The following is a 24,796-nucleotide window of genomic DNA, read 5'->3' as shown; positions in this document are numbered from 1 at the left end:
GGCTACAAACAATCCGGCTTCGGCGGCCGCGACAACTCCGTCCATGCCCACGACCAGTACACCCAGCTGAAAACCATCTGGATCGACCTCGCCGACGACGCCAACGAGGCCATCGAGTGACGGCATACACAGCAAAACGACTGCCTCGGCAGACAGGTACGGCTGGATGGAACGCGATCCTGCCGCTGCAGCAGGCATTGCCCGAACTGACCGAGGATCACACCGCCGATGTCACCATCATCGGTGGTGGGTTTGCCGGTCTCTCCGCTGCGCGACGCCTGGAGCAGCTTGATCCCACCCTGAAGATCACTTTGCTAGAGGCCGGGCAGTTCGCCGAGAGTTCCGCCGGGCGCAATTCTGGCTTTATGATCGACCTGCCGCATGATCTGGCCTCCGACAATTACGCCGGGGCTGGGTTTGATGCGGACCGTGCCGCAATTACGCTGAACCGCCAAGCCATCGCGTTTGCTTCAGACGTCGCTGCCGAGTGTGATCTACCGCAAGAAATGTTCGACCCCTGCGGCAAGTTCAACGCTGCTGCGACGCGTTCGGGCGACCGGCATAACCGGGACTTTGCCGCGCATCTCGACCGACTGGGCGAGCCGCACACGCTGTATGATCGACAGCAAATGCAGGAGATCACTGGCAGCCCGCACTATACGTCGGGTCTCTTTGCACCCGGTACGGTAATGATCCAGCCTGCCGCGTTTGTCCGAGCTCTGTCGTCGCGGCTGGCACAGAATATCGGTGTCTACGAAAACTCCCCCGTCATAGGCTTTGAGCGTCAGGGGAACGGATGGGTCGTGAAGACGACCAAGGCCAAGGTGACGACCGGACGCATTATTCTGGCCAATAACGGCCATCTCGAAAGCTTTGGGTTCTACCAGCGGCGACTGATGCATATCTGCCTTTATGCATCGATGACAGAACCGCTGACGCCTGTGCAGATCAAAACACTGGGCGGTCAACCGCGCTGGTCGGTCACACCAGCCAATCCCATGGGCACGTCGGTCCGGCGCATTTCGGGCAGCTATGGGGATCGCATCCTGATCCGGACATGCTCCAGCTTTCACCCCACAATTGAAACCAGCCCAATGCGACTGCGCAATGCGGGTTGGGTGCACGACCGCAAGTTCCGCGAACGTTTCCCGCATCTGGCAGACGTGCGGATGGAGCATCGCTGGGCAGGAATGCTGTGCCTCAGCCGCAATGGTTCTGCAGCCTTTGGGGAATTGGATGACGGTGTTTTCTCAGCCTGCTGTCAGAACGGTCTTGGCATCGCGCGCGGCACTTTGCAGGGCATGGGGATCGCCGAGTTGTTGGCGCAGGGCGGGTCACAGATAGCTGATCATTTCTTAGCACAGCCAATGCCGCCACGCCTGCCGCCAGAACCATTCGCGTCGTTGGGGGCAAACAGCTATTTGATCTGGAAAGAGTGGCGCTCGGGCAAGGAATGAGCCGCCCCTCAGGGCAGGCTCAACTTGGCCATGCGGCCTCCATCGACTGTATAGACTTGCCCAGTGATGAAGCTGGCATCATCCGAGGCGAGAAAGGCCACCAATGCGGCCACTTCTTCCGGAGAGCCGGTGCGGGCAACCGGATGGATGCGTTTGATGTCTTCCTGAAACGCCTGTGGGTCCGGCATCGACGCAATGAAATCCAGGTTCAGCTCGGTATCAATCCAGCCTGGCGCGACCGCGTTGCACCGGACACCCTCAGCTCCGTGATCCACTGCCACCGCACGGGTCAGACCGTGCAGGCCCGCCTTGGACGCGCAATAGGCGGCGTGACCGGGATTGCTCGCCAGCCCTTCGATGGATCCGATATTAACTATCGCTCCGCCCGCTTGTCTCAGGTGCGGCAGCGCCGCCTTTATCAAAAGGAACGGCGCAGTGAGATTGACGGTCAGATTGCGGTGCCAATCCGTCAGGCTCATCTCTTCGACCGAGGCCTCCTGCATCATACCTGCATTGTTGATCAGCATATCCAACCGCCCTGCCCGGTTGATTACCTGATCGACAACAGATTGCGGGCTGTCAGGAGAGGTGAAATCAGCTTCGATCCCATCAAAATCAGGGTCTGGTCCGCGTTGGGCGGTGAACACCTGCGCACCGTCGTCTCGCAGCCGCTGCGCAAGGGCGCGGCCGATACCGCTGCGCCCACCGGTCACAAGGGCGGTTTTGCCATCAAACTGGGTCATGAGACAGGCTTGCCTCCGTTTACTTCCAGCAGCGCACCGCAGATATAGCGTGAAGCGTCTGAGACCAGAAACATCACCACATCAGCAATGTCCTCGGGTTCGGCAATGCGGCCCAACGGGACGGTCTGGCCCAGTTCCGCCACCGCCGTGTCGGGGTCGAAACCACGTTTTGCGAAACCCGACCGCAGCATCGGCGTGTTCACCTCATTCGGACAGACGGCGTTGATGCGGACACCCTGATGAGCATGATCCATGCCCATGCATTGGGTCAGCGAGGCAATCGCGGCCTTGGTCATGCAATAAACCGCGTGGTTTGGGCCGGGACTTAAACCCCAGCACGACGCAGTGTTGACGATCGCACCTCCACCGTTTTCGGCAATAATCGGGATCGCGGCACGACAAATGCGGAACGGAGCCTCGACATTCACGCCCATCGACAGTGCCCAATCCTGGTCCATCGTTTCGGTCACCGAACCCCGTGTGATGACTCCGGCGTTGTTGACGACGATATCCAGCCTGCCCAGCGCATCTGCGGCGGCCCGGGGCAACTCGTCCGCATAAGAAGCGTCCAGCAGATCCCCCGGCAGATGTGCGTCCGCCTCAATACCATCGACCGAGCGATCTGCGACGGCCACACGGGCACCCTCCGCTCGCAGACGCTGCACCAGAGATGCACCTATGCCGCCAGCGGCACCGGTGACCAACGCTGTTTTCCCTTCGAATTTCATGCAATCTCCCATCAAAACGATGCCACTGGTGCGCCGAACTGGGTTTCGTCGGGCACGACGCCCAGGCCCGGTCCAGTTGGCAAGCGGATATGACCATCCTCGATCCGAATTCCGTTCTGCTTGTCGTAGTGCCCTTCGATATATGGCGCAGCCAACCAGACGCCTTCACAAAGATCAGGCCGCACAGTCGCGCCGATATGCGTGCAGGCTGCAGCAATGATATCTCCACCCCAACTGTCATCGCAGGTATGAGGCAGGTTGCGGGTCTCGCAAATGTCGCGGAAGGCGCGCATCGGGTGTAGCCCGCCGATACGGGTGACCTTCATACCGAACCCGTCCACCAGACCAGTGCCCGCGGCGGTGATGACCGTGTTGAGGCTGGTGCTGTTTTCATCCATGTAGATCGGATGCGAAACCTGCGGGCGAATTTTCTGCAGGTCTTCAATCGTGTTGCAGGGCTGTTCCATCACGAAAGGGATGTCCGGGCATTCGCGGCTGACCCGCAGCGCATCCCGCGTGTTCCAGCCGCGGTTTCCGTCCACAGCAAGCCGCATGCCGGATCCGTGCACGACCTCCCACACCTTGTGGATTGTTTCGATGTCGATCTCGACCGGACGCCCGCCGACCTTGATCTGCAAACGAGGGTAGCCCTCGGCCAGTTTCTCGGTCGCCAGCCGCGCGATATCCTCCGGAGCCCCAACCCCGGTCGCGTAATAAGACGGCACCCTGTCCGTCTCGGCCCCGCCCAGAAGGTCCGAAACGCTGACACCATATTGCTTGCCCAACAGGTCATGAGCCGCAATGTCGATAGCCGCCTTGGCATAGTTGTGGCCGTTCAGCAGGCTATCCATATGGCGATGCAATATTGCAGGTAAAACCTGGGTCCCGATCAGGTCAGGCGCCATCAACGCCAATGCGGCGCGAGCGCCCGTAGCATGCGACTCGGCGTAGGTGGGACCAACAGGGCAGGTTTCGCCCCAACCAATCAGGCCGTTGTCCGCCACCAGCTTGACCACGGTGGAATCCAGAGACCAGACTTCCGCCTTTGCCATGGTGTACGGGCCGTTTTTCACCGGCAAGTCGTGGCTGAAAATGTGTATTTCGGCGATTTTCACTGCGAGTGTCCCATTACGTGTAAGAAAGCAAAAAGCCCGCCCGATGGTCCGGGCGGGTGAGTTTCGGGGGAGTTTTTCTCAGTAACTTTGGTTCAGTTCGTCCGCCGCCGGAATTTCCCTTTCGCGTCTGGCGATGTAGTCCAGCAACTGTTCGTTTTTAGCTTCGTCCAGTTTGGGCTCTTGGTATTCAGCCAGCAGTTTCTTGGCATGTTTCAAAGCGCGTTCGGTGATCTCCACCTCGCCTTCCGCCGTCCATTGCTCGATCGAGTTATTGTCGAACAGTTCCGGCATGAAGAACGCGGTTTGGAAATTGTCCTGCGTGTGCGGGTGGCCCAGATAGTGGCCGCCGGGCCCCACATCAGGCACCGCGGCAAGTGCCTGATCAAAATCGTGCCATTTCGGCCCTTCGGCCATGCGGTAGGCCATGGCGCATTGTTCTGCATCGACCACGAACTTGGCGACCGAGCAATGCATGCCTGCCTCGTTCCAGCCGGCCGAATGCCAGATATAGTTGGCCCCTGCATGCACAACCGCGCTGAGCGTGGTGGCGGATTCGTATCCCGCCTGCGCATCGAATGTCTTTGCACCGCCCAGCGTATTGGACGTGCGCCACGGCACATCGTAGAACCGCGCCATTTGGCCAATCATGAAGTTCATCAGGCTGATCTCAGGTGTACCTGCCATCGGTGCGCCGGACTTCATCGACACCGTCGACAGATAGTGACCCCAAATCGCAGGCGCGCCCTTGCGGATGACCTGCGTATAGGCCAGTGCCGATAGGGCTTCAGCAGTCAGCTGCGCAACCGTAGCAGGCACCGAAGCGGGTGTATTTGCCCCTCCCAGAACGAAGGGTGAGCACAATACAGGCTGATTGCGGCGGCAGAAGGCGCGCATCGCGCCCAGCATTGTCTCATCCCAAACCAGCGGGCTGTTTCCGTTGCAATTGCCGGTGGTCACCGGATGGTCGTCGATGAAACCCTCGCCGAACAGGATGTCGCACATGTCCATGACATCTTCGGCATTCTTGGGCGAGGTGGTCATGCCCATGAACATCTTGTCCGAGTATTTCATCGACGAATAGGTGATACGCAAGTGTCGCTGGCTGATCGGGTGATCGTACGGTTCGACAATATGGTGGGCTGAGCTGTGCAGCGCCGGCATCATGTGCGACAGCTTGTGGAACATTGCCAGATCTTCCAGCAGCGGGTTGCGGCGTACATCCTCAAGGTCGCGCAGGAACGGCGCGCCCGTCATTGGCACAAACACCGAATGCTTGCCGCCCAGCTTGACGTTATTGGCCGGGTTGCGCGCGTGATAGGTGAACTGCGCCGGAATGGTCGAAATCAGCTCACGTACCAGATTGCGGTCCAGATAGACCAACTCGCCGTCCACTTTGGCGCCGGCTTTTTTCCAGTCCTCCAACGCGATCGGGTCGCGGAACTGAACGCCAACATTCTCGAGAATGTCCATCGCGGCGCTGTCAATGCGTTCCACCTGGCTACCATTCATAACCTCGCAATCGGGGATGTTTCGGGTCAGGCCAGGCAGCATTTCAAAGTTCGGGGCGGTGCGTTTGGCGCGGCGGGCTGAGCGTCCGCCAGCGCGGGTCGCAGTACGAATGTTCACGGGGCAATCCTCCAATCTTGTTTTCAAAATGGGGGATTCGCGGGCGTCACACGTCACCAATTGCGATATCTGATTGCAGGAAGCGACACCGGCATTGAACGAAAAACGCCGCCCCGGGTGGGGCGGCGTCGGTTTCGGATTGGCCAGTCTTATTCGGCGGCTTGCGCTGCGACACCTTGCTTTTCGCGTTGACTGTCGCGGAACAAGGCCTTGCCCAGCGCGATACACATCAGCCCCATAACCATGGTAAAGGGCAACGCGCCGATGATCATCGCGTTGCGCAGCGCATCCATGGGGTTGTTTTCCCCCGCCGCAAGGATCAGCGCACCAATCACCGCAGTCAGGATCACACCCCAGATGATGCGGTGCTTGACGCCGGTTTCCTGGCTGCCGCCTGACATGATGGTGTTCATCACAAGAATGCCCGAGTCTGCAGACGTCACCAAGAACGTCATGATGAGGATCACGCACATCACGTTCAGCATGGACAGCAACCCACCGTCGATCATGTAGGACAGCGTCACGAACAGTTTGTTGGTGTTCGATGCGCCGATGATCGCGCCTTCGGCGGCGCCTGCCAGCTCCAGATCAATCGCGGTGCCACCCAGAACAGTCATCCAGGCAAAGCACACCAGCGCTGGTGCGAAAACACAGCCCAGAATGAACTCACGCACTGTACGACCTTTGGAGATACGCGCAAGGAACAGGCCCACGAAGGGCGAGAACGCGATCCACCAGGCCCAGTAGAAGGTGGTCCAGCCTGCCTGCCAGCCAAACTGACGACCTTGCTCACCCGCTGCGTAGGCAGCCGTCAGGGTCGCCTCGTCCAGTTCAGCCGCGGCACCGGTCAGACCTTCACGGAAACCGTCGAAGCTGCCCCAGGCATTGGTTGCTCCGCCCATCAGGTCATTCGCATGCGCCTGCGCTTCGGCAGGCAGAGCCGCCGCGAACGCCTCGGCCGAGAGCGGGCCGTATGCGTTAAAGCTGAGCGACAGGAAGTGCAGGATGTAGTCCACCATCGCGGTGCCATAGGTGGTCATGGCAAAGACGAACGAACCGAACACAACAAAAGTGCCCAGCAGGATGATCGACAGTACCAGGTTCAGGTTCGACAGGTATTTCACGCCGCGGCCAACACCCGACACAGCCGAGATGATGGACAACCCCATGATGACAACCAGACCTGAAATCAGACCCACTTTGCTGGGGGTCGGCACTTCGCCACCCAGATCCATGATCCAGCCCATCCCGGTGATGGCATAAAGTCCATCAATGAACTGGCTGACGCCGTAGCCGATGGTCACGGACACACCAAGGATCGTTGCGACAACGCCCAGAACGTCGACCACATGGCCGAAGAAGCCATTGACGAAACGACCGAACAGAGGTGTCAGAGCCGAGCGGATCGTCAGAGGCATGTTACGGGTATAAGCGTAGTAGGCCAGCGACAGGCCGGTGACGACATAGATTGCCCAGGCGTGGAAACCGTAGTGCAGGTAAGTGAAACGGTAGGCTGATTGCAACGCTTCTGGCGAGTTGCCCTCGACCGCGCCGGACACGACCACGGGGTTCGAACCCCAAAGGCCCAGCGGCTCGGCAGTAGCGAAAACCATCAGACCCACACCCAGACCGGCACCGAACATCATCGAGAACCAAGAGAAGTTCGAGAACTCGGGCTTTTCGCCTGGCGTCCCCATGATCCGGCGACCGGTCGCCGGAATGATGGCGACCGCGGCAAGGAAGAAGAAAAACACACCGACAATCACAACGTAAAAGCTGTTGAAAATCTCAAGCAGCTTGCCGTTCAGACTGCCCAGCGTGCTGTTCGCATTGGCTGGAAACACAAGCGCCCATAGCACCAGCCCGACCATAATGGCCTTGCTGATCAGGGCAATGGGAACACTGTAGTTTTCATAGAAGCCGGCATCCGCCGTTTCTATTTCAACATCCGTAAAGGGTTCGGGTACCGACATATTCTCCTCCGTGTTGACGGTATGCGTTGGGTTGAGCTTGCCTAAACACGCTTCCCCAATTCTTGGCTTAGTTTCGACCCGGTCCTTTGGTACTCCGCACCATTCCTCCGTCGGAGCGAGTCTTAGAAAGTTGCGTCAGGCGCAATGCCCGGGCCGCCGCAGGAACGCGGCTTCTGATGGTTTTCCTGCGTATCGCTAGTGTTTTGCGTTGATCTGACTAGAACCGACACATTCTGTTGATTTGCGACACGAACCCGAAAACTTGACCGACATATGCACCTTTTGCGCAACCAGTTCTGGCCTTCAACCGCAAAAATCCTAATACTGGGGTGAAACAGACTCACCCGAAACTGTATTGCGACTCCCGAACCACCATGTCCAGACGCCACTACAACCTGCCACCGTTGACCACCCTCTCGGCCTTTGAAGCCGCCGCACGGCATCTGAGTTTCAAGAATGCAGCCGAAGAGCTTTCCGTCACGCCGGGCGCAGTCAGCCACCAGATAAAGGCGCTTGAGGGCGATCTGGACACCACGCTGTTCCAGCGCAAACATCGCGGCGTAGAGTTGACCGAGGACGGCAAGGCGCTGCACGAAGCACTGTCTTCGTCCTTTGGACGGATTTCAAAAGCACTGGCCACGATTCGAGATCGCAAATCGGGTGGCAAAGTCACGGTCGGGTCGACAACAGCGGTCGCAGCTTTGTGGTTGTCACCGGCCGTGATCCGCTTCTGGCGCGAGATGCCGGACGTCAATGTGGATCAGTTGTCGCAAGACCGCCCGTTCCGCGATCGCCCGGATGTGGATTTTTTTATTCGCTATGGACGCGACAGCGACCCCAACCTGACGCACACCCCTCTGTTTCGAGACCACCTTGTTCCGGTCGCCAGCCCTGAGTTGGCCGACCGGCTTATGGGCTCCAGCCTTGAGGTGCTGGCGGCTGAGCGGCTGATTCATCTGGATTCTGAGGATCGTAGCTGGACCACATGGCCTGAATGGTTTCAGCAATTGGGGTACAAGGGTAAGATTCCGATTGAATCGCGCGTCAACAGCTATTCGGTCGCTCTGCAATTGGCCCGCAAGGGGACGGGGTTGACCCTGGGTTGGCAGCGCCTGATCCAGCCGATGCTACAATCGGGCAAGCTGGTGGCCATTGGCCCGCATCACCTGACAGCGCCGAACCAGTTTTATCTCGTCGGACGCCCGGATGAGGAACTGTCAGACAGCGCCCGCGCCCTAAAAGATTGGATCATTCAAGAGGTTCAGGAAGGATCGGTTTAGATCAGATCACCCTTCGATGAGGATTTCTGATATTGAGAGGAGGCCTCCCCATTGCCAATAGGAAAAGGAACGCATCCAGCAACCTTTAGGAGAGCCCGATGAACAAGCATAGCACGCTTTCATCCGTATTGGCCGATGTGACTGTCGCCAATGGTCTGCCGAACGAACATTATGTCGACCCGGCCGTTTTTGCCGAGGAAAAGAAATCCGTGCTCTATGCCAATTGGTCCGGGATCGGGTTCGGCAAGGACGTGCCCGAGGAAGGCGATGCCAAACCCGTCGATTTTTTGGGCATGCCCCTGCTGATCGTCCGCGACCGGGATGGAGAAATCGGAGTATTCCAAAACACCTGCCGTCACCGCGGCATGATCCTTGTGGACACGCCTCGCAAGATCGGCGGGGCGATCCGCTGCCCCTATCACAGCTGGTGCTACAGCCTGAAGGGAGAGCTGCGCGCTACCCCCCATGTGGGCGGCCCCGGTCAGAACAAACATGAAGACGTAAATCGCGACGACCTTGGTCTGGTGCGAGTCCGCTCGCATGTCTGGCGCGATGTGATCTTTGTGAATGTGGACGGCAACGCGCCCGCCTTCGAAGAGGCTCACGGCGCCCTGCTGGAGCGCTGGAAGGAATTCGAACAGCCTCTGCATCACGGTGGTGAGACATCCTCGTTCAAGCTGGAGGTGAAAACCAACTGGAAGCTGGCGGTCGAAAACTACTGTGAAAGCTACCACCTGCCATGGGTGCACCCCGGCCTGAACAGCTATTCCCGGTTGGAGGATCACTATAACATCGAAGCCCGTGGGCACTACTCCGGTCAAGGTACGCTGGTCTACCGCCAACTGACCGATCAGGACGGAGCAACCTTTCCGGATTTCGAAGGCCTCAGCGACAAATGGGACGAAGGTGCAGAATACGTAGCGTTGTATCCGAACGTCCTGCTGGGTGTGCAGCGCGACCACGCCTTCGCCATCGTGCTGGAGCCGGTGGATCACGAAAACACCGTCGAACATATCGAACTTTATTACGCCAAAAGCGTTGAAGACACGCCTCAGCATGACGGGCTTCGGGCTTCGAACGCGCAGCTTTGGAAGACCGTGTTCGAAGAGGATGTCTTCGTCGTCGAGGGTATGCAGAAAGGTCGCCACGGGATGCTGTTCGACGGTGGCCGGTTTTCTCCCGCGATGGACGGGCCAACGCATAACTTCCACCATTGGGTCGCGACCCAGATCGAATCTGGTCGCGCGGAATAGTATTGATGAGCGGCCCTTCCAGACAGAATACCAATGAATAAGAACGAGCTGGACCGCCTATTGCTCGAGGCCCATGATCGCGACGATCATGAGGCCTTGATCCGTTATTACACCCAGGCCGCGGATGAACGCGAAGCAGCGCATGACATTGACGCGGCCTGTTTCTATCTGACCCATGCCTTTGTCTTCGCCTTGGAAGCCGGCGCACCCGAAGCTGATGCGCTAAATGCACGGCTCGCCGCTCATGGGCGGGCGCATCGCCTGGAGTTTTGACGCCCTCGGTTTCGCGCGCGTCAAACGCTTACTGCTCGCATTCCGAAACGCTCCTCCTTCCCCCGCACAACCTTTAGGGCCTACACACACCTTTCGGGCTGGGCGTTCAGCACAGGCATCTGTTCCGTTCAGTCGCACTGAATTCGCAAAACTGTTGACCGTTTTACTTTCTTCCAACGAACCGCACCTGATTTTCGAGCCGCTGGGGGCCATATCATCTGCGTATTGGGCCAGGTTCAAAACGCCGATTTGAAGGCAGCAATTCAACGCTTTGGCCGGGTAAGGTATCCGAGTATGACAAACGCATGGCCCAATTCGGCCTTGATCAATGCCAACCTGCCATAGCCCAAGCCGGAGGCCCTTGAAATGACCACAATTATGACCCTCACTTTGGTGATCGTCGCAATTTTTGTTGCCATGAACCTGTGGACCCACAAACTGACCCGCGAAGGCCTCAAGAGGGTTCCTCAACTGGGAAGCATTACTCCCGTTAAAGGCGGTAGTATCCACTATGTGCAAAAAGGCGATCCATCGAAACAGGCCATCGTCATGATCCACGGGCTAACCGGGCAGTTACAGCACTTCACCTATGCCCTGGTCGATATGCTTGCCGATGACTATCACGTCATCGCAGTCGACAGGCCTGGCTGCGGTTACTCGACTCGCGACAGTGCCGAACTGGGTCGCCTGCCAGAGCAGGCTCGCATGGTTCAGGAGTTTCTGGACGCCAAAGGCATCAAAGACGCGGTCTTGGTAGGGCATTCTCTGGGAGGCGCAGTAGCACTGGCCATGGCGCTGGATCATCCTGAAAAGACCAAGGCGCTGGCCCTACTGTCACCACTGACGCACAAGCTGCCCTCTTCACCACAGGTCTTCAAACCGTTGGAGATCAGAGCAGAGTGGTTGCGCAGCCTGATCGCCAATACACTGGCTGTGCCGTTGGCCGCCAAAACCGCGCCCTACGCCTTGGGTGCCGTCTTCGACCCAGAGCCGGCGCCTGCCGACTTTCTGGACCGCGCGGGCGGCGCGTTAGGGCTACGCCCCTCTGCGTTCATTACAGGCTCGCAGGATGTTGTAGGTGTCGATGGTTCCATCGCGGCGCAAGTCGCCCGGTATGAAGAACTGACCGTCCCTGGCGGCATTCTGTTTGGCGCCCAAGATGCAATCTTGTCCCCGGACTCGCATGGCGATCCTATGCAGCAGTTTGGCCTCACCATCGAGCGGCTGGAGGGGACTGGCCACATGATTCTAATCACCGCCCCGGACATCTGTGCCGCGTTCATACGACGTGTCGCCGAGGCGGCCCGCTCCGAGCCCGCGATGGCTTAATTGCAGCCTAAAATAATCTGCCTTTGACCGTGTTTTCCCTCTTGACCCTTCTCAGCCCCTCCCTTAAATCGCCTCTCACTCATGGCGGAGTAGCTCAGTTGGTTAGAGCAGCGGAATCATAATCCGCGTGTCGGGGGTTCAAGTCCCTCCTCCGCTACCACCAACCCCCCCACTTTATATTCGTGGTTCGAAACGAAGGCGCTTACACGTCCCTTAACTTCGACGGGAATAGAGTCGTTTTCTACCGGGGACACAACGATTTCAGAAACGAGGGTTCTGATGGTGTCCACCGCTTTGGCATCTGGTTTTTCAGCAGGATCAACCATTGAGGCCACGAGACCTTGAATAGCGCGGATATATTGTTTCGGAGTTGCCGGATCAAATGAGATCGCATCAGAGTTCGCGTCCAATGAATGCAGTTTTTCTTGCGCCTTCCTCAATTGAGTCTTCGCTTCGGTCGCTTGTTTGCCATTCTCAGTCCTCCGTTTCCTAAACATAACGGTGGACCAGATCAGTTGGGGAGGCTCAATGGCGTATTCCTTGTTCATTCCGTTCCCTTCTTGTTTTTTGCTTCTATCTTCAAGAGCATGTGCTGTGCCAGGGTAAATCGACTTTGGCGCGAGTGAGGAATGCTTCGATGGCGGATATAGTAAAACCCGAAGTCCGATCCCGCATGATGTCGCGTATCCGAGGCAGGAACACCAGGCCGGAAATTTCTCTTCGCAAAGCGCTCCATCGGCGGGGCCTCCGATATCGCCTGAATGTGCGCAACTTACCTGGATCTCCAGACATCGTTTTCCCGAAATGGAAGACCGTTCTCTTTGTGCATGGTTGATATTGGCACCGCCACCCGGGGTGTCTCAAGGCGACCACGCCCTCGAGCAATGTCGAGTTTTGGATCGACAAGTTCGAACGAAACATTGAAAGGGACAAACGCAATGTTGAGGATCTGCTCTCTGCGGGTTGGCGAGTCGGCATCGTGTGGGAGTGCATCATCGGAAATGAGCCGACCAACAGCCTGCTCGACAAGATCGAGCTGTTTCTTCATGGAGATGATGGACGGTCTCGGGAATTTGAGTAGCTCAGGCAAACAATCAGAGATCCAAAAAAATCTGGGGCGACTTGGATTGGTTTTTCCGAAGGTTCCTTTAGCTATCTGGGATATCTTACTTTGGCACCGTCTTTGGGAAGCAGTGATCAGGAAAGATGTTAGACAGTAATCTCTATGAGAACCAGCGCGGCAGAGGCCAGTATAAAGCGGCAAGCCAATGGTTAGCCTCCCTTGTTTCTTTTTGAAGGTCGCGGGACCCTTAGTTTACAGAGAGTTATTGTGTGGGGTTTGCGTCCAAAACGGACCTCCGCTACCACCCTTTCCTTAAAATCAGACCGTTAGGATTAGTGGTCAAAGCCCCTCCCGCGCTTGTGGTGGCGGGACTGCATCGGGACTGCACTCTCACAAACCATATCCCACTAGGAAACAAGCAGTTCGTTATAGCGCGACGCGAAAAATTGTTCGAAAGCCGCCGGCGTTGTCTGCCGGTATTCGGGGTACTGGCGCAGTCGCCGCAATATTTTTTTTTCGCCTTAGTACGCGCCAAGTGGTCAGTTCAACCCAACTCCGCCGCCTAGTCGCTTGGCCTTTGCAGCCACAACGTGCACTCCATAGTGTAGAATGCCTAGACTTGGCGCCGTGTCTGCCATCCGGTCAAGCTGAAACATGCGAATAGCACCGCCGCGACACAGACGATAGAAGGGCCCGCTGGTGTATCGAAAATGTAAGCTGCCCTTAGCCCGGCAATTGCGGAAAAAGCGCCGATTGCCGCTGCTATCATAGCCATTGTTTCTGGTGATCGCGCCAAACTGCGCGCAGCTGCGGCGGGAATGATCAGCATGGCCGCGATCAGCAAAACGCCGACAACCTTGATCGCCACAGCCACGGTTACCGCGAGAGACAAAGTCAGTATCAACTGCTCGCGCTTTGGGTCCACGCCGCTGGCATAGGCCAGTTCTTCGTTCAACGTCGCCGTCAGGAGTTGCGACCACCGCCAAGCGATCAATGCCACGACCAACGCAGCGCCGCCCCAGATCACAAGCAAATCAGAGCGTGACACAGCAAGGATGTCGCCAAACAAATAGGCCATCAGGTCGATGCGGATGCCGGACAGAAATGAGACGGCAACAAGACCGAAAGCCAGCGAAGAGTGAGCCAAAACACCGAGAAGCGTATCCATTGCATACCCACGACCGCTCAAAAGAGTGACCGCAATTGCCATAATCAGTGCAACGATAAGGGCACCTGGGAAAATAGACATTTGCAACGCCAATGACAGGGCTACGCCCAAGATTGCGGCATGGGCTGTCGCATCGCCAAAATAGGCCATCCGGCGCCAGACGACAAAACACCCAAGAGGTGCCGCGGCAAAGGCGACACCTACACCCGCAAGTGTTGCGCGCATCATGAAATCATCAAGCATTATTCTGCTGCTTCCTGAGAGTGTTCGCAGTGGTCGTGATCGTGGTCATGATCATGACGATAGAGGGCCAGCGCACCGCCAGTGCCTGTACCGAACAAGGCGCGGTATTCGGGCGCCGACGCCACAACGGCAGGAGACCCCTCGCAACACACATGCCCATTAAGGCAGATAACTCTATCCGAGGCACTCATGACCACATGCAGTTCGTGGCTGATCATCAGAATGGCACAGCCGGTTTCGCGGCGGACGTCTTCAATCTGACGGTAAAACGCCGCCGAACCTGGCTGGTCGAGCCCCTGTGTCGCTTCGTCCAAAAGCAAAACACCGGGACGGTTGATGAGAGCCCTTGCCAGCAAAACCCGCTGAAACTGGCCTCCGGACAGTTGCGACATCTGGCGCTTCAGCAGGTCGGGCACACCAGCGGTTTTTAGGGCCTCAGCGCATTGATTGCGCGACACGCGGTTGGTCAGACGCATGAATCTTTCGACCGAAATAGGCAAAGTCGGATCGATGTGCAGCTTCTGCGGCACATATCCGATTTTCAGTCCGGGCTTCAGGGAAACCTGGCCCACAGATGGCTTGGTGGCACCGATGATGGCCCGCAACAGGCTTGTCTTGCCCGACCCGTTTGGACCAACGATCGTGACGATTTCCCCGGATTCAATTGTCATGTCCACATGACGCAGAACGATATTGGCGCCATAACGCACGCTGAGATTTTCAACGGTAATCAAGGTCATTTCTACGCCTTTTCGGTGCAGTCCGGGCAGATTCCCTCGGCTTCTACAACCGTTCGCTCAATCTCGAAACCCGCCGCACGCGCAGCAGCGCCCAGAACACCCTTGGCTGGGGCAGATTGTGCCTCGGCGACAGCGTCACACTTTCTACAGATCATGAAGGCCGGCGAATGTGCAGCCCCCGGGTGAGAACAGGCGACAAACGCGTTCAATCGCTCGATCTTATGAACGAACCCATTTTGGACAAGAAAATCGAGCGCACGATAAGCCACTGGCGGCTGAGAGCCAAAACCCGCTTCACGCAGGCGATCAAGAATTGCATACGCACCGAGCGCCCGATGTTCCTGAAGCAACATCTCAAGAACTTTTCGCCGCACGGGGGTCAGACGCAGCCCTTCCTCTTTGCACCGAGTTTCCGCCGTTGCCAGGGCAGTCTCAACGCAATTCTCGTGGTCGTGTTTCTGGAACCCTACCGGGGCCGTGTCCTCGACCGGAATGGGGTGCGTCTCACTTGTCATGTTATTCCATATCATGTATGCGGCTCGTAACGTTATAAAATCACACAGAGGGTCTGATGTCCAGAAAGCTTCTCCCACTATCGATCACCGCTGCTCTTATGGGCGGAACGGCCATGGCCGAAGTGCCGAACGTTGCGGTCGACATCGCCCCGGTTCATTCTTTGGTGGCGCGGGTTATGGACGGCGTCGGAGCGCCTGATCTGATTGTTCAGCCTGGCGCTTCGCCGCACGAATACAACCTGCGCCCGTCAGAGGCTGCTGCTTTGCAAGAGGCTGATCTGGTATTTTGGATTGGAGAAGACCTAACACCTTGGATGGAAGGTGCAGTCGAAACGCTCACCGATGGCGCGACTGTAACGGCCTTGCTTGAATCCGACGGTACGGTTCTTCTCGACTTCCGGGAAAACGCTCTGTTCGAGGCGCATGATCATGAGGACCACGATGATCATGGCGACCACGCAGACCACGATGAGCATGACGATCACGACCACGGCGATGAGCATGCGCACGACGACCATGATCATGACGAGCATGCGGAAGACAAAGAGCATGACGATCACGATCATGACGAAGACCATGCGGCCGAGCATGACCACAATGATCACGCGGACCATGACGACCATGATCACGAAGACCTTGCTGACCACGACGACCACGACCATGAGGGGCACGCGCACGGTGAACATGACCCCCATGCCTGGCTCTCAACGGCAAATGCTGAGACCTGGCTGAACGTGATCGCAGCACAGTTGTCCGCAGCCGACCCTGACAACGCAGGCGCCTATTTCGCAAACGCCGCGGCAGCGCGCGAAGAAATGGCCGTGCTTTCCGCAGAAGTGGCCGAAACATTAGAATCGGTTCGTGGCGGCAGCTTCATCGTTTTCCACGACGCCTATCAATATTTCGAAGATGCGTTTGACTTCCCAGCCGCGGGCGCAATTTCTCTGAGCGACGCATCCGACCCGAGCCCGGCGCGCATCGCTGAAATTCAGGGGCGCATTCGCGAAGAAGGCATCGATTGCGTGTTGGCCGAACCGCAGTTCAACCCCGGCATCGTCAAAACCGTTCTGGATGGCACCGAAGCCAATACCGGAGTGATCGACCCTCTTGGGTCTGATCTTGAGCCCGGAGCGACGCTATACCCGCAAGTTATCCGCAACATGGCTAAGACACTGGCCGAGTGCCTTTGATCTTCGGCCCGGCCGAAGGCAAACTTCGACCGGGCCACACACCGTCAGGGGCAACACAGTTAGTTAGTGCTCGCGTTCCAAGTGACCCCGTTGCCCCTGACGCATTCTGACTGAGAGCCTGATTTCGCTCTTCTCCAGCAACCTCCAGCCAGAACCGAGATCATGCCTTGCACAGCTTGTGTTTCCCTTCCTAATTTTGTTATGATATTACATATTGCACCAAGGAGAGAGCAGTGATTTCCCAAGCCGCACAGGATACCGATACCAAATCGGACCGCCGTATTCCGGTGACGGTGCTGACGGGCTTTCTTGGTGCCGGAAAAACCACGCTGCTGAATGCAATCTTGTCCAAAACATCGTCGGGAAAAATCGCGGTTATCGTGAACGAATTCGGCGAGGCCGGGTTGGATCATGACCTGATCGAGACCGTCGAGGATGAGATCATCCTGATGCAATCCGGGTGTCTATGCTGCTCTATCCGCGGAGATCTGTCCGGAACCTTTGCTGATCTGATCGAACGGCGCGACGACGGCATTCTACGCTTCGAGCGGATCGTGATAGAAACAACCGGGCTAGCTGACCCCGGCCCCATCTTGCAGACACTGTTGGTTGATCCTGATCTGGCGCGGGCAACCCGAATGGACGGCCTGGTGACCGTGGTTGACGCAGCCAACGGACCCAAGACACTGGACGCTCAGTTCGAAGCTGTCTCGCAAGTCGCGATGGCGGACCTGATCCTTCTCAGCAAAACGGATCTGGTCACTAAGGCGGAAGCGGACGCCTTTGCAAAACGATTGAGCGGCCTAAACCCCACAGCCCGGATCGAACGGCCAGTCGCTGGTCAATTTGGCCCAAAAAAACTTTGGGGGCTGAGCGGCCTGCGCAAAGGGGTTGCCCAGCAAGACGCTATTGCGTGGGCGACTCAACTCGCCTCTCCAAAGGCCGACCCGCTTGCGAACCTCTCGGGCTTTTCCAAGCCCAAGCCGTCATCGTTTGCGCCCACACCTCATGATACCCGGATCAGTTCCGCCTCCATCATTCTTGATACGCCCATCAAGGATTCCACCTTTGACTACTGGTTGGACACGTTGATTGCGCTCAAAGGGCCAGACATTCTGCGCATCAAGGGCATCGTCTTCCTCGAAGGAATCGACGTGCCCTTCGTGTTTCACGGCGTGCAGCACATATTCGATCCGCCTGTCCCGCTGAAGAACTGGATCGGGGATGACCGCCGCTCGCGCATTGTGGTCATTGCCCGCGATCTCAGCAGCCCCGAACTACAACGCAGCCTCGACATGCTGCGCGCCCATCAACCCAATACCGCCACGAAAGAAGAATTTCTGAGCCATGACTGATACCCGTCTTCCTGTCACCGTCTTGTCCGGCTTCCTCGGGGCCGGAAAAACTACCCTGCTGAATCGCGTGCTGAACAATCGCGAAGGCAGGCGCGTCGCCGTCATCGTCAACGATATGTCCGAGGTGAATATCGACGCCGATCTGGTGCGCGCCGAAACCGAACTGAGCCGCACAGATGAAACGCTGGTCGAGATGTCGAACGGCTGTATTTGCTGCACCTTGCGCGACGACCTTCTGGATGAAGTACGTCGATTGGCGGCGGAAGGGCGGTTCGACTACTTGCTGATCGAATCCACGGGCATCTCGGAACCTCTGCCCGTCGCGGCGACTTTTGATTTCCGCGATGACGACGGCGAGAGTCTTTCGGATGTCGCCCGTCTCGACACCATGGTCACGGTCGTGGATGCGGTGAACCTGCTGCAGGATTTCTCCAGCCATGATTTCCTGCATGATCGCGGCGAAACAATGGGTGAAGAGGATGAGCGTACCCTTGTTCATCTGCTGACTGACCAGATCGAATTTGCAGACGTGGTCATTCTCAACAAGATTGACGATGCGGGGCCGGAACGCACCGATGCCGCGCGCAAAATTATCCGCAGCCTGAACGCGGACGCAAAGATCATTGAGACGAACCATTCCGAAGTTGACAGCGACTCCATTCTGGACACCGGCCTGTTCGATTTTGAAGCCGCCCATCAGCATCCAATGTGGGTCAAAGAACTCTACGGTTTTGCCGATCACGTTCCGGAAACCGAGGAATACGGTGTTTCGTCCTACGTTTACCGCGCGCGCCAGCCATTCGAGCCTGAGAAAATTCTGGCCCTTCTCAATGGCGACTTGCCCGGTGTGATCCGCGCGAAAGGGCATTTCTGGATTGCGACACGGCCTGAATGGGTGGCTGAGTTCTCCCTCGCCGGTGCCCTGTCGAGCGTTCAGCCGATCGGCACGTGGTGGGCGTCGGTGCCCGATACCCGGTGGCCCGATCACCCCTCTGTCCTCGATTACATCAAACAGCATTGGTCAGAGCCGTGGGGTGACCGGCGGCAAGAGATCGTCTTCATCGGTGCAGGCATCGACTGGCCACTACTGAAGTCCCGGCTGGATTCCTGTTTGCTGTCCGAGGGCGCTGCACCCGGACCGGACGCCCTTCCAACGGATCTGCCCGACCCGTTCCCGCTCTGGCGCCGGGTGGAGGATGCCGCATGAGCTTTGTCCGCTCAAAAATCAAGAATGAGATCGTGGGCGTGGGTGTCACTGACACGCCCGAAGGTTTGGCACAGATCGAAATGCCCCAGTGCGCAGCAACAATCTGGCGAAGGCAACTTGGCTCAGAGTTTCGGGCGTGGATCGACGCGCTCGATCCCCCTAAGCTGCCAAAGGGGCGCCTTGTTCTGCGTCCGGATTCCGTAGCGGATGCCGTTAGGCACCTATGTGACATCGCGGGCATGGAAGAAACACCCGAACGCAATTGGTTGGAACACGATATTGCTCACCTGGCTGAACGTTTCTCCGGGATCATGCGGAGCCCCTATCTGCGCCTTCGTTTGGACCCGATCAGCACAAACGCCTGCCGGAAATTCCACATCGACGCCATCCATGCGCGCCTGATCTGCACCTATCGGGGCACGGGGACGCAATACGGTATATCCCGCGGCGACCAAGACCCGCAGCGTGTTTTTACCCTCGCTACTGGCGCTCCAATGATCATGCGTGGAACACTATGGCCGCAGGATCCGCCATCGGGGTTGCTGCATCGTTCGCCACCAATCGCAGGTTCGGGTGAAACTCGTCTGGTTCTTGTGCTCGACCCCATTTTTGATCTGGATGAGGCCGATTGATGGGGCGAAATCTCGGTCAGACAAAGCTCCGCAAAAGACGCCGCCGTGAAGACCCAATGCGCGAATTTGACCGGCTTCCACCGGTTTTGCGGGAATGGCTCGCCAATGCCGCGTTGCCCTGGCGACCACGTTCGGTTCTGCGTGCTTACAATACGGCGCTTGCTCATACGGGCGACCGACGCCAAGCACTGGATGAATTGGGACGCCTCGAAACTGCGCAGCTGGCGAAAGAATGTAATCTGGGGTCTATAACTTAGTTCCGTCGCATGCTGGACCGAAGCAACATGTCAGCGCCTTAAACTTACCATTGCGCCCTACAAAAGGGGACCTCGGAAACCTTCACAGCAGACTTCCGGTTCCTAGTCGGTTGACCGCCAAGAATGTGAACCACAACCCTTTTTCCTTGAGGGTCGCGGGCGTCTTTTCTTCAGTGGGTTATTGCGTGGAATCCGCGCCCGAAACGGACTTCGGCGACCATCCCAGACCAAGAGTCTAACCCATAACTAGAACCTGACTAAAATGGAAGAACAGGCTCGGCTCGCGTCACGTCATGCGTCAGTATCTCGCCGGAACGATCAAGGCGGATGACTAGTTTTTCGGCTCTTGGGAACCGGTCGAAATACGCAAGACGGACAGCTTCGACAACTTCGACATTTTGGCATTCAATCTGATAGTCAGCCAGAAATTCGGCGTGATGCTCTTGGTCTGCTTCGGCGGCCTGCCCTAGCCCCTCTGCCTGTAACGTGACATTGGCCGCTGTCGTTTCACACGCTGCCTCTTCAGGAAGTAGAAACAGTTCGAGAGGCTTGGACAGATCGGAAATCGCCTTGGCAACCAAAGCCCGGTCTTCGTCGCTATCCGCCGGTGTCTCAAACCCAAGGATATCCTCAGCGGGGACAGCAAGAGACAACGAAAACACAGTCCCTAACACCGTTACGTCCAAGCGACCGGTTCCATGCACGTGCGCAATTTCGCTATTTATTTGCGACAAAACGACCCCCGGGATCAGGGCCAATGCGAGAGCTGCGCGTCTCATAAACAGGAACCACCTAACTTGGAATCACCGCTATTATTCTAGGGTGTTTCCTACCTTGCGCAATCGCCACACCGGATGCAGCGCCCCGCCAATAATGGGGAGTGTAATGGCCCCTTGGATTTTCCGACAATAAAACTCAGGTTGACATAGCTGACTAAATCACTCAGCTATATCACTGCAAGTGGCGCCCCGACGGCGCCTGTGACTATGTTTCTGACAAGAAAGCACCTCTCAATGACCAAACTCTTTGCCGCAACCAGCATTCTGACCCTTGGCGTCGCCTCTGCGGCAGTTGCCGCCGATGCGCCATCCAAAGCCGATGTTCTGACCACCTATGCGAACATCGCCGAAGCGAAATACGATGACAGCCTGATCGCGGCCAAAACGCTGCAAGAAACTGTAAACGCCCTGATCGCTGAGCCCTCGGACGCTACGCTGAACGCAGCCCGTGCGGCCTGGATTGCGGCACGCGTGCCCTATCAGCAAACCGAGGTCTACCGTTTCGGCAACGCCATCGTTGACGATTGGGAAGGCAAAGTGAACGCATGGCCGCTGGATGAAGGCTTGATCGACTATGTCGACGCTGCCTATGGCGGTCCGACCGATGAAAACGAATTCGCCGCACTGAACGTAATCGCCAACCCAAGCTTTGAGCTGTCGGGCGAAACCATCGACGCCAGCGAAATCACCCCGGAACTGCTGGGCGAGACCCTGCACGAGGCTGACGGCATCGAAGCCAATGTCGCCACAGGATACCACGCCATCGAATTTCTGCTGTGGGGTCAGGACATGAATGGCCACGGCTCGGGCGCGGGCAACCGTCCTTACACCGACTATGTGCAGGGTGATGACTGCACCGGCGGAAACTGCGACCGCCGCGGCCAGTACCTGAGCGCCGCGACAGCGCTGCTTGTCAGCGATCTGGAATGGATGGCGGACCAGTGGAAAGAAGGCGGGGAAGCACGCGCCGCATTGGCCGCGGATGAGGCGGCTGGGGTCAGCGCAATCCTGACCGGCATGGGCTCTCTGTCCTATGGCGAGCAGGCAGGCGAACGTATGCGTCTGGGCCTGATGCTGAATGACCCCGAAGAAGAGCATGATTGCTTCTCGGACAACACCCACAACAGCCACTACTACGATGGCCTGGGCATCCAGAACGTGTATCTGGGCAGCTACACCCGCATCGATGGCACCCCGGTTTCCGGCGCCTCACTGTCGGATCTGGTGATTGCCTCCAACCCGGCCCTGGACGCCGAGATGAAAGTCAAGCTGGCCAACACCATGCAAGCCCTGGGTCGTCTGAAGTCGACTGCAGAAGCCGGTTTCGCATATGACCAGATGCTGGAACGTGGCAATGAAGGAGGTGAGTTGCTGATCATGGACGGTGTCAACGGCCTGATCGACCAAACCAAAACCATCGAGCGTATCGTGAACATGCTGGAGCTGGATCAGATCGACTTTGAAGGCTCCGACAGCCTGGATAACCCTGACGCGGTCTTCCAGTAAGAAAACCTCATGCTGGAGGCGTGCGCGAATGCACACCTCCGGCAATTCCGGTCACGCAATATTGTGACTTATGACTAGACCTAAATAAAATAACTTACTAATTAGGTAAGAAATCTATCGAGCACAGATTCGCCATGATCGTATGCCACTGCACAAACATATCTGACCACGATATTCGCGCCGCAATCGACTGGATGCGCGCGGCGGACGCGCAAGCAATCATTACCCCTGGCAAGATCTATCATGCCCTTGGAAAATCAGCAGATTGTGGCGGTTGTATGCCGCTATTTCTGGACACAATGAGGTCGAACGACAATCTGGAAGTCCCCATGCAGCTCCGCGCCTTACGTTCCGGAGCAATACAGGAGAAGGCAGATGAAGGGCGATCCCAAGGTCATAGAATATCTAAACAAATCTCTGCGGCATGAGCTGACGGCCGTCAGCCAGTATTGGCTGCATTACCGCTTGCAGCAGGATTGGGGCCTAGGCCACATGGCCATGAAAAGCCGCAAAGAATCCATTGAAGAAATGGAACACGCGGACAAGCTGATTGAACGCATCCTTTTTCTGGAAGGCCATCCCAACCTGCAGAAGCTTGACCCTCTGAGGATCGGTCAATCACCTAAGGAAACCCTGGAATGTGACCTCGCGGCAGAGCTGGATGCCCGCGCGCTTTATGCCGAAGCCCGCGACTGTTGCCGAGAGGCCGGTGACTACGTCTCTATGTCGCTGTTCGAAGAATTGCTCCGTGATGAGGAAAGCCATATCGACTTCCTCGAAACGCAGCTCGACCTGTACGAAAGGATTGGCGAAGCCAATTATGCGCAACTCAACGCTACCAAAATGGACGAGGGCGAGTAGCCTCGTTGCCTTGTCGGTGGCCGCGCTCGCGGCCACTCAATCCCCCGCAGCCGAGCTGCAGGATCTTCACCTGAATTTCGAGCCCCGCACCGAAGATGAGCGCGCGCGTATCGCCCGTGTCACCGCTGCGCCCACAGAGTTCAGCGCCCCCCAAAAGTTCGAGGAATTGCCCGCAGGCGCCGCCACCGTGCGCACCCGCACCGATGCCGACGCGTTCTCTCAGCCCTCGGGCAATCTGAGCTTTGAGCAGGAGCTGGACTTCAAGGTCGGCAACGGTCTGTTCAAAAAAATCTGGGTGTCGTCTCCGGCCTCGACCCTGGCGTCAGACGGGCTTGGCCCCCTCTACAACGCCCGCTCTTGCCAGCGCTGCCACGTCAAGGACGGGCGCGGCCATACGCCCAACGGACCCGACGACAACGCGATTTCGATGTTCCTACGAGTCTCGATCCCCGGCGGCGATAGGTTTGAGGAGATCGAGGACTTTATAGCCACTCGGCCCGAACCTAACTACGGTGGCCAGATGCAAGATCTGGCTCTGCCCGGCCACCCCGCAGAGTACCGCCTGGAAATCACCTATGAAGACGTCTCCGTCACCCTTTCAGATGGCGAACAGGTCACTCTGCGCAAACCGACATACGCTGCTGCTGATCTTGGATACGGGCCGCTACATCCGGACGCCATGCTCAGCCCACGTGTGGCACCGCAGATGATCGGCCTCGGGCTGCTTGAGGCGATCCCGGTTGAGGACCTTCTGGCCAATGCCGACCCGGATGATGCGGATGGCGATGGTATCTCGGGTCGTCCGAACATCGTCTGGGCGATTGAATACGACGCACCGATGATGGGCCGGTTCGGGCACAAGGCCGGAATGCCTACTGTCATGGAGCAATCCGCCGCGGCCTTTGCAGGTGATATCGGCATCTCCAGCCCGCTTTACCCCGCTGCCCACGGCGATTGCACCGAGGCTCAGGACGATTGCGTGAACGCGCCGCACGGCGACGGCGACAACCGCGTGTTCGAGATCGACCAGATCGGCATGGACCTAGTCGCCTTCTACAGCCGCAATCTGGGCGTTCCGGCGCGGCGCGATGTAGACGACCCACAGGCTCTGCGCGGCAAGCAGGTGTTCCACGACACTGGTTGCGCTTCGTGCCACACGCCGTCGTTTGTCACCCACCGCATGCAGGATCGACCCGAGCACAGTTTTCAGCTGATCTGGCCCTATTCAGACCTTTTACTGCATGACATGGGCGAAGGGCTGGCCGACAACCGCCCCGAAGGCCGCGCAACCGGGCGCGAATGGCGTACACCGCCGCTTTGGGGGATTGGACTGACCGAACAGGTTTCGGGCCATACGCAATTCCTTCATGACGGCCGCGCCGAGTCGTTGCTTGAGGCCATCCTGTGGCACGGCGGTGAAGCGCAAGCCGCTCGCGATACAGTTGTCGCGATGCCCAAACCCGACCGTGATGCGTTAATCCGTTTTCTCGAAAGCCTCTGACC

At 57.6% G+C, this 24,796-nt stretch carries 24 protein-coding genes and 1 tRNA gene; 16 read left to right on the top strand and 9 right to left on the bottom strand.

Features of this window, described 5'->3' with window-relative positions; translation table 11 throughout:
* Positions 1-116 precede the first annotated feature (116 nt).
* Positions 117-1,457, top strand: coding sequence for an NAD(P)/FAD-dependent oxidoreductase (locus ABLN94_RS20715; RefSeq protein WP_352996035.1), 1,341 nt, complete (start codon positions 117-119; stop codon positions 1,455-1,457).
* 8 nt (positions 1,458-1,465) lie between these two features.
* Here ABLN94_RS20715 and ABLN94_RS20710 read toward each other — a convergent pair whose 3' ends face one another.
* From ABLN94_RS20710 to ABLN94_RS20690, 5 genes are all read right to left on the bottom strand, one after another.
* A complete protein-coding gene (locus tag ABLN94_RS20710) occupies positions 1,466-2,200 on the bottom strand; it encodes an SDR family NAD(P)-dependent oxidoreductase (protein ID WP_352996033.1) in 735 nt (244 codons plus the stop codon).
* A complete protein-coding gene (locus tag ABLN94_RS20705; RefSeq protein WP_352996031.1) occupies positions 2,197-2,928 on the bottom strand; it encodes an SDR family NAD(P)-dependent oxidoreductase in 732 nt (243 codons plus the stop codon). Before ABLN94_RS20705 ends, ABLN94_RS20710 begins: the two co-directional genes overlap by 4 nt.
* A gap of 11 nt (positions 2,929-2,939) precedes the next feature.
* Positions 2,940-4,043, bottom strand: coding sequence for a mandelate racemase/muconate lactonizing enzyme family protein (locus tag ABLN94_RS20700; protein WP_352996029.1), 1,104 nt, complete (start codon positions 4,041-4,043; stop codon positions 2,940-2,942).
* Positions 4,044-4,121: 78 nt separating this feature from the next.
* Positions 4,122-5,669, bottom strand: coding sequence for a trimethylamine methyltransferase family protein (locus tag ABLN94_RS20695; RefSeq protein WP_170491597.1), 1,548 nt, complete (start codon positions 5,667-5,669; stop codon positions 4,122-4,124).
* Positions 5,670-5,818: 149 nt separating this feature from the next.
* Entirely contained in the window at positions 5,819-7,642 is a 1,824-nt protein-coding gene (locus tag ABLN94_RS20690) for a BCCT family transporter (protein WP_352996027.1), read from the bottom strand.
* A 374-nt stretch (positions 7,643-8,016) separates the two neighbouring features.
* Here ABLN94_RS20690 and ABLN94_RS20685 point away from each other — a divergent pair, with 374 nt between their 5' ends.
* The 6 genes from ABLN94_RS20685 to ABLN94_RS20660 all read left to right on the top strand — a co-directional run bounded on the left by ABLN94_RS20685 (position 8,017) and on the right by ABLN94_RS20660 (position 12,612).
* Entirely contained in the window at positions 8,017-8,922 is a 906-nt protein-coding gene (locus ABLN94_RS20685) for a LysR substrate-binding domain-containing protein (protein WP_352996025.1), read from the top strand.
* 98 nt (positions 8,923-9,020) lie between these two features.
* Positions 9,021-10,175, top strand: coding sequence for an aromatic ring-hydroxylating oxygenase subunit alpha (locus tag ABLN94_RS20680; protein ID WP_352996024.1), 1,155 nt, complete (start codon positions 9,021-9,023; stop codon positions 10,173-10,175).
* Positions 10,176-10,208: 33 nt separating this feature from the next.
* Complete coding sequence (locus tag ABLN94_RS20675) at positions 10,209-10,448, top strand: hypothetical protein (protein WP_352996022.1); 240 nt, start codon at positions 10,209-10,211, stop codon at positions 10,446-10,448.
* 366 nt (positions 10,449-10,814) lie between these two features.
* On the top strand, positions 10,815-11,777 hold the full coding sequence (locus tag ABLN94_RS20670; protein ID WP_352996020.1) for an alpha/beta fold hydrolase: 963 nt from the start codon (positions 10,815-10,817) through the stop codon (positions 11,775-11,777).
* Positions 11,778-11,860: 83 nt separating this feature from the next.
* Positions 11,861-11,937 (top strand) — tRNA-Met (locus tag ABLN94_RS20665).
* A 477-nt stretch (positions 11,938-12,414) separates the two neighbouring features.
* Entirely contained in the window at positions 12,415-12,612 is a 198-nt protein-coding gene (locus ABLN94_RS20660) for a hypothetical protein (protein WP_352996019.1), read from the top strand.
* 841 nt (positions 12,613-13,453) lie between these two features.
* On the opposite strand, the gene ABLN94_RS20655 is transcribed toward ABLN94_RS20660, so the two are convergent.
* From ABLN94_RS20655 to ABLN94_RS20645, 3 genes are read right to left on the bottom strand one after another with little or no spacing between them, the layout of a single operon-like run.
* Positions 13,454-14,251 carry an iron chelate uptake ABC transporter family permease subunit gene (locus ABLN94_RS20655; protein ID WP_352996017.1) on the bottom strand — a complete coding sequence of 266 codons (798 nt, stop codon included), beginning with the start codon at positions 14,249-14,251 and terminating at the stop codon, positions 13,454-13,456.
* Entirely contained in the window at positions 14,251-14,991 is a 741-nt protein-coding gene (locus ABLN94_RS20650) for a metal ABC transporter ATP-binding protein (RefSeq protein ID WP_352996015.1), read from the bottom strand. The genes ABLN94_RS20655 and ABLN94_RS20650 overlap by 1 nt, the downstream gene beginning before the upstream one ends.
* A gap of 2 nt (positions 14,992-14,993) precedes the next feature.
* Complete coding sequence (locus ABLN94_RS20645; protein WP_352996013.1) at positions 14,994-15,506, bottom strand: Fur family transcriptional regulator; 513 nt, start codon at positions 15,504-15,506, stop codon at positions 14,994-14,996.
* A 56-nt stretch (positions 15,507-15,562) separates the two neighbouring features.
* Here ABLN94_RS20645 and ABLN94_RS20640 point away from each other — a divergent pair, with 56 nt between their 5' ends.
* The 5 genes from ABLN94_RS20640 (at position 15,563) to ABLN94_RS20620 (ending at position 20,147) form a co-directional block, all read left to right on the top strand.
* Entirely contained in the window at positions 15,563-16,696 is a 1,134-nt protein-coding gene (locus tag ABLN94_RS20640; protein ID WP_352996011.1) for a zinc ABC transporter substrate-binding protein, read from the top strand.
* A 233-nt stretch (positions 16,697-16,929) separates the two neighbouring features.
* On the top strand, positions 16,930-18,051 hold the full coding sequence (locus ABLN94_RS20635; protein WP_352996010.1) for a CobW family GTP-binding protein: 1,122 nt from the start codon (positions 16,930-16,932) through the stop codon (positions 18,049-18,051).
* On the top strand, positions 18,044-19,258 hold the full coding sequence (locus ABLN94_RS20630; RefSeq protein WP_352996008.1) for a GTP-binding protein: 1,215 nt from the start codon (positions 18,044-18,046) through the stop codon (positions 19,256-19,258). Before ABLN94_RS20635 ends, ABLN94_RS20630 begins: the two co-directional genes overlap by 8 nt.
* Positions 19,255-19,890: a DUF1826 domain-containing protein gene (locus ABLN94_RS20625; protein WP_352996006.1), complete on the top strand. Its 636-nt coding sequence runs from the start codon at positions 19,255-19,257 to the stop codon at positions 19,888-19,890. The genes ABLN94_RS20630 and ABLN94_RS20625 overlap by 4 nt, the downstream gene beginning before the upstream one ends.
* A complete protein-coding gene (locus ABLN94_RS20620) occupies positions 19,890-20,147 on the top strand; it encodes a DUF6525 family protein (RefSeq protein WP_352996004.1) in 258 nt (85 codons plus the stop codon). Before ABLN94_RS20625 ends, ABLN94_RS20620 begins: the two co-directional genes overlap by 1 nt.
* A 257-nt stretch (positions 20,148-20,404) precedes the next feature.
* Here the strand turns inward: ABLN94_RS20620 and ABLN94_RS20615 are convergent, their stop codons facing one another.
* On the bottom strand, positions 20,405-20,926 hold the full coding sequence (locus ABLN94_RS20615) for a ZrgA family zinc uptake protein (protein ID WP_352996002.1): 522 nt from the start codon (positions 20,924-20,926) through the stop codon (positions 20,405-20,407).
* A 234-nt stretch (positions 20,927-21,160) separates the two neighbouring features.
* Between ABLN94_RS20615 and ABLN94_RS20610 the strand changes: the two genes are divergently transcribed.
* The 4 genes from ABLN94_RS20610 to ABLN94_RS20595 all read left to right on the top strand — a co-directional run bounded on the left by ABLN94_RS20610 (position 21,161) and on the right by ABLN94_RS20595 (position 24,794).
* Positions 21,161-22,432, top strand: coding sequence for an imelysin family protein (locus ABLN94_RS20610; RefSeq protein ID WP_352996000.1), 1,272 nt, complete (start codon positions 21,161-21,163; stop codon positions 22,430-22,432).
* Between the two features lie 134 nt (positions 22,433-22,566).
* Positions 22,567-22,860 carry a (2Fe-2S)-binding protein gene (locus ABLN94_RS20605; RefSeq protein ID WP_170491642.1) on the top strand — a complete coding sequence of 98 codons (294 nt, stop codon included), beginning with the start codon at positions 22,567-22,569 and terminating at the stop codon, positions 22,858-22,860.
* Positions 22,808-23,293: a bacterioferritin gene (gene bfr, locus ABLN94_RS20600; RefSeq protein ID WP_352995998.1), complete on the top strand. Its 486-nt coding sequence runs from the start codon at positions 22,808-22,810 to the stop codon at positions 23,291-23,293. The genes ABLN94_RS20605 and bfr overlap by 53 nt, the downstream gene beginning before the upstream one ends.
* Positions 23,253-24,794: a di-heme oxidoredictase family protein gene (locus ABLN94_RS20595; RefSeq protein WP_352995996.1), complete on the top strand. Its 1,542-nt coding sequence runs from the start codon at positions 23,253-23,255 to the stop codon at positions 24,792-24,794. Before bfr ends, ABLN94_RS20595 begins: the two co-directional genes overlap by 41 nt.
* The last annotated feature ends 2 nt before the right edge of the window (positions 24,795-24,796 follow it).

Origin of the sequence: Ruegeria sp. SCP11, from assembly GCF_040329455.1 — a bacterium.
GTDB classification, from domain to species: Bacteria; Pseudomonadota; Alphaproteobacteria; order Rhodobacterales; family Rhodobacteraceae; genus Ruegeria; species Ruegeria atlantica_E.
This window is presented reverse-complemented; position numbering and strand designations above follow the sequence as displayed.

Bases quoted from the DNA above. Each gene is read 5' to 3' on its own strand.
- ABLN94_RS20710 (WP_352996033.1), bottom strand. From the start codon at position 2,200: ATGACCCAGTTTGATGGCAAAACCGCCCTTGTGACCGGTGGGCGCAGC.
- ABLN94_RS20705 (WP_352996031.1), bottom strand. From the start codon at position 2,928: ATGAAATTCGAAGGGAAAACAGCGTTGGTCACCGGTGCCGCTGGCGGC.
- ABLN94_RS20690 (WP_352996027.1), bottom strand. From the start codon at position 7,642: ATGTCGGTACCCGAACCCTTTACGGATGTTGAAATAGAAACGGCGGAT.
- ABLN94_RS20685 (WP_352996025.1), top strand. From the start codon at position 8,017: ATGTCCAGACGCCACTACAACCTGCCACCGTTGACCACCCTCTCGGCC.
- ABLN94_RS20680 (WP_352996024.1), top strand. From the start codon at position 9,021: ATGAACAAGCATAGCACGCTTTCATCCGTATTGGCCGATGTGACTGTC.
- ABLN94_RS20675 (WP_352996022.1), top strand. From the start codon at position 10,209: ATGAATAAGAACGAGCTGGACCGCCTATTGCTCGAGGCCCATGATCGC.
- ABLN94_RS20670 (WP_352996020.1), top strand. From the start codon at position 10,815: ATGACCACAATTATGACCCTCACTTTGGTGATCGTCGCAATTTTTGTT.
- ABLN94_RS20660 (WP_352996019.1), top strand. From the start codon at position 12,415: ATGGCGGATATAGTAAAACCCGAAGTCCGATCCCGCATGATGTCGCGT.
- ABLN94_RS20655 (WP_352996017.1), bottom strand. From the start codon at position 14,251: ATGCTTGATGATTTCATGATGCGCGCAACACTTGCGGGTGTAGGTGTC.
- ABLN94_RS20650 (WP_352996015.1), bottom strand. From the start codon at position 14,991: ATGACCTTGATTACCGTTGAAAATCTCAGCGTGCGTTATGGCGCCAAT.
- ABLN94_RS20645 (WP_352996013.1), bottom strand. From the start codon at position 15,506: ATGACAAGTGAGACGCACCCCATTCCGGTCGAGGACACGGCCCCGGTA.
- ABLN94_RS20640 (WP_352996011.1), top strand. From the start codon at position 15,563: ATGTCCAGAAAGCTTCTCCCACTATCGATCACCGCTGCTCTTATGGGC.
- ABLN94_RS20630 (WP_352996008.1), top strand. From the start codon at position 18,044: ATGACTGATACCCGTCTTCCTGTCACCGTCTTGTCCGGCTTCCTCGGG.
- ABLN94_RS20625 (WP_352996006.1), top strand. From the start codon at position 19,255: ATGAGCTTTGTCCGCTCAAAAATCAAGAATGAGATCGTGGGCGTGGGT.
- ABLN94_RS20620 (WP_352996004.1), top strand. From the start codon at position 19,890: ATGGGGCGAAATCTCGGTCAGACAAAGCTCCGCAAAAGACGCCGCCGT.
- ABLN94_RS20615 (WP_352996002.1), bottom strand. From the start codon at position 20,926: ATGAGACGCGCAGCTCTCGCATTGGCCCTGATCCCGGGGGTCGTTTTG.
- ABLN94_RS20610 (WP_352996000.1), top strand. From the start codon at position 21,161: ATGACCAAACTCTTTGCCGCAACCAGCATTCTGACCCTTGGCGTCGCC.
- ABLN94_RS20605 (WP_170491642.1), top strand. From the start codon at position 22,567: ATGATCGTATGCCACTGCACAAACATATCTGACCACGATATTCGCGCC.
- bfr (WP_352995998.1), top strand. From the start codon at position 22,808: ATGAAGGGCGATCCCAAGGTCATAGAATATCTAAACAAATCTCTGCGG.
- ABLN94_RS20595 (WP_352995996.1), top strand. From the start codon at position 23,253: ATGCGCAACTCAACGCTACCAAAATGGACGAGGGCGAGTAGCCTCGTT.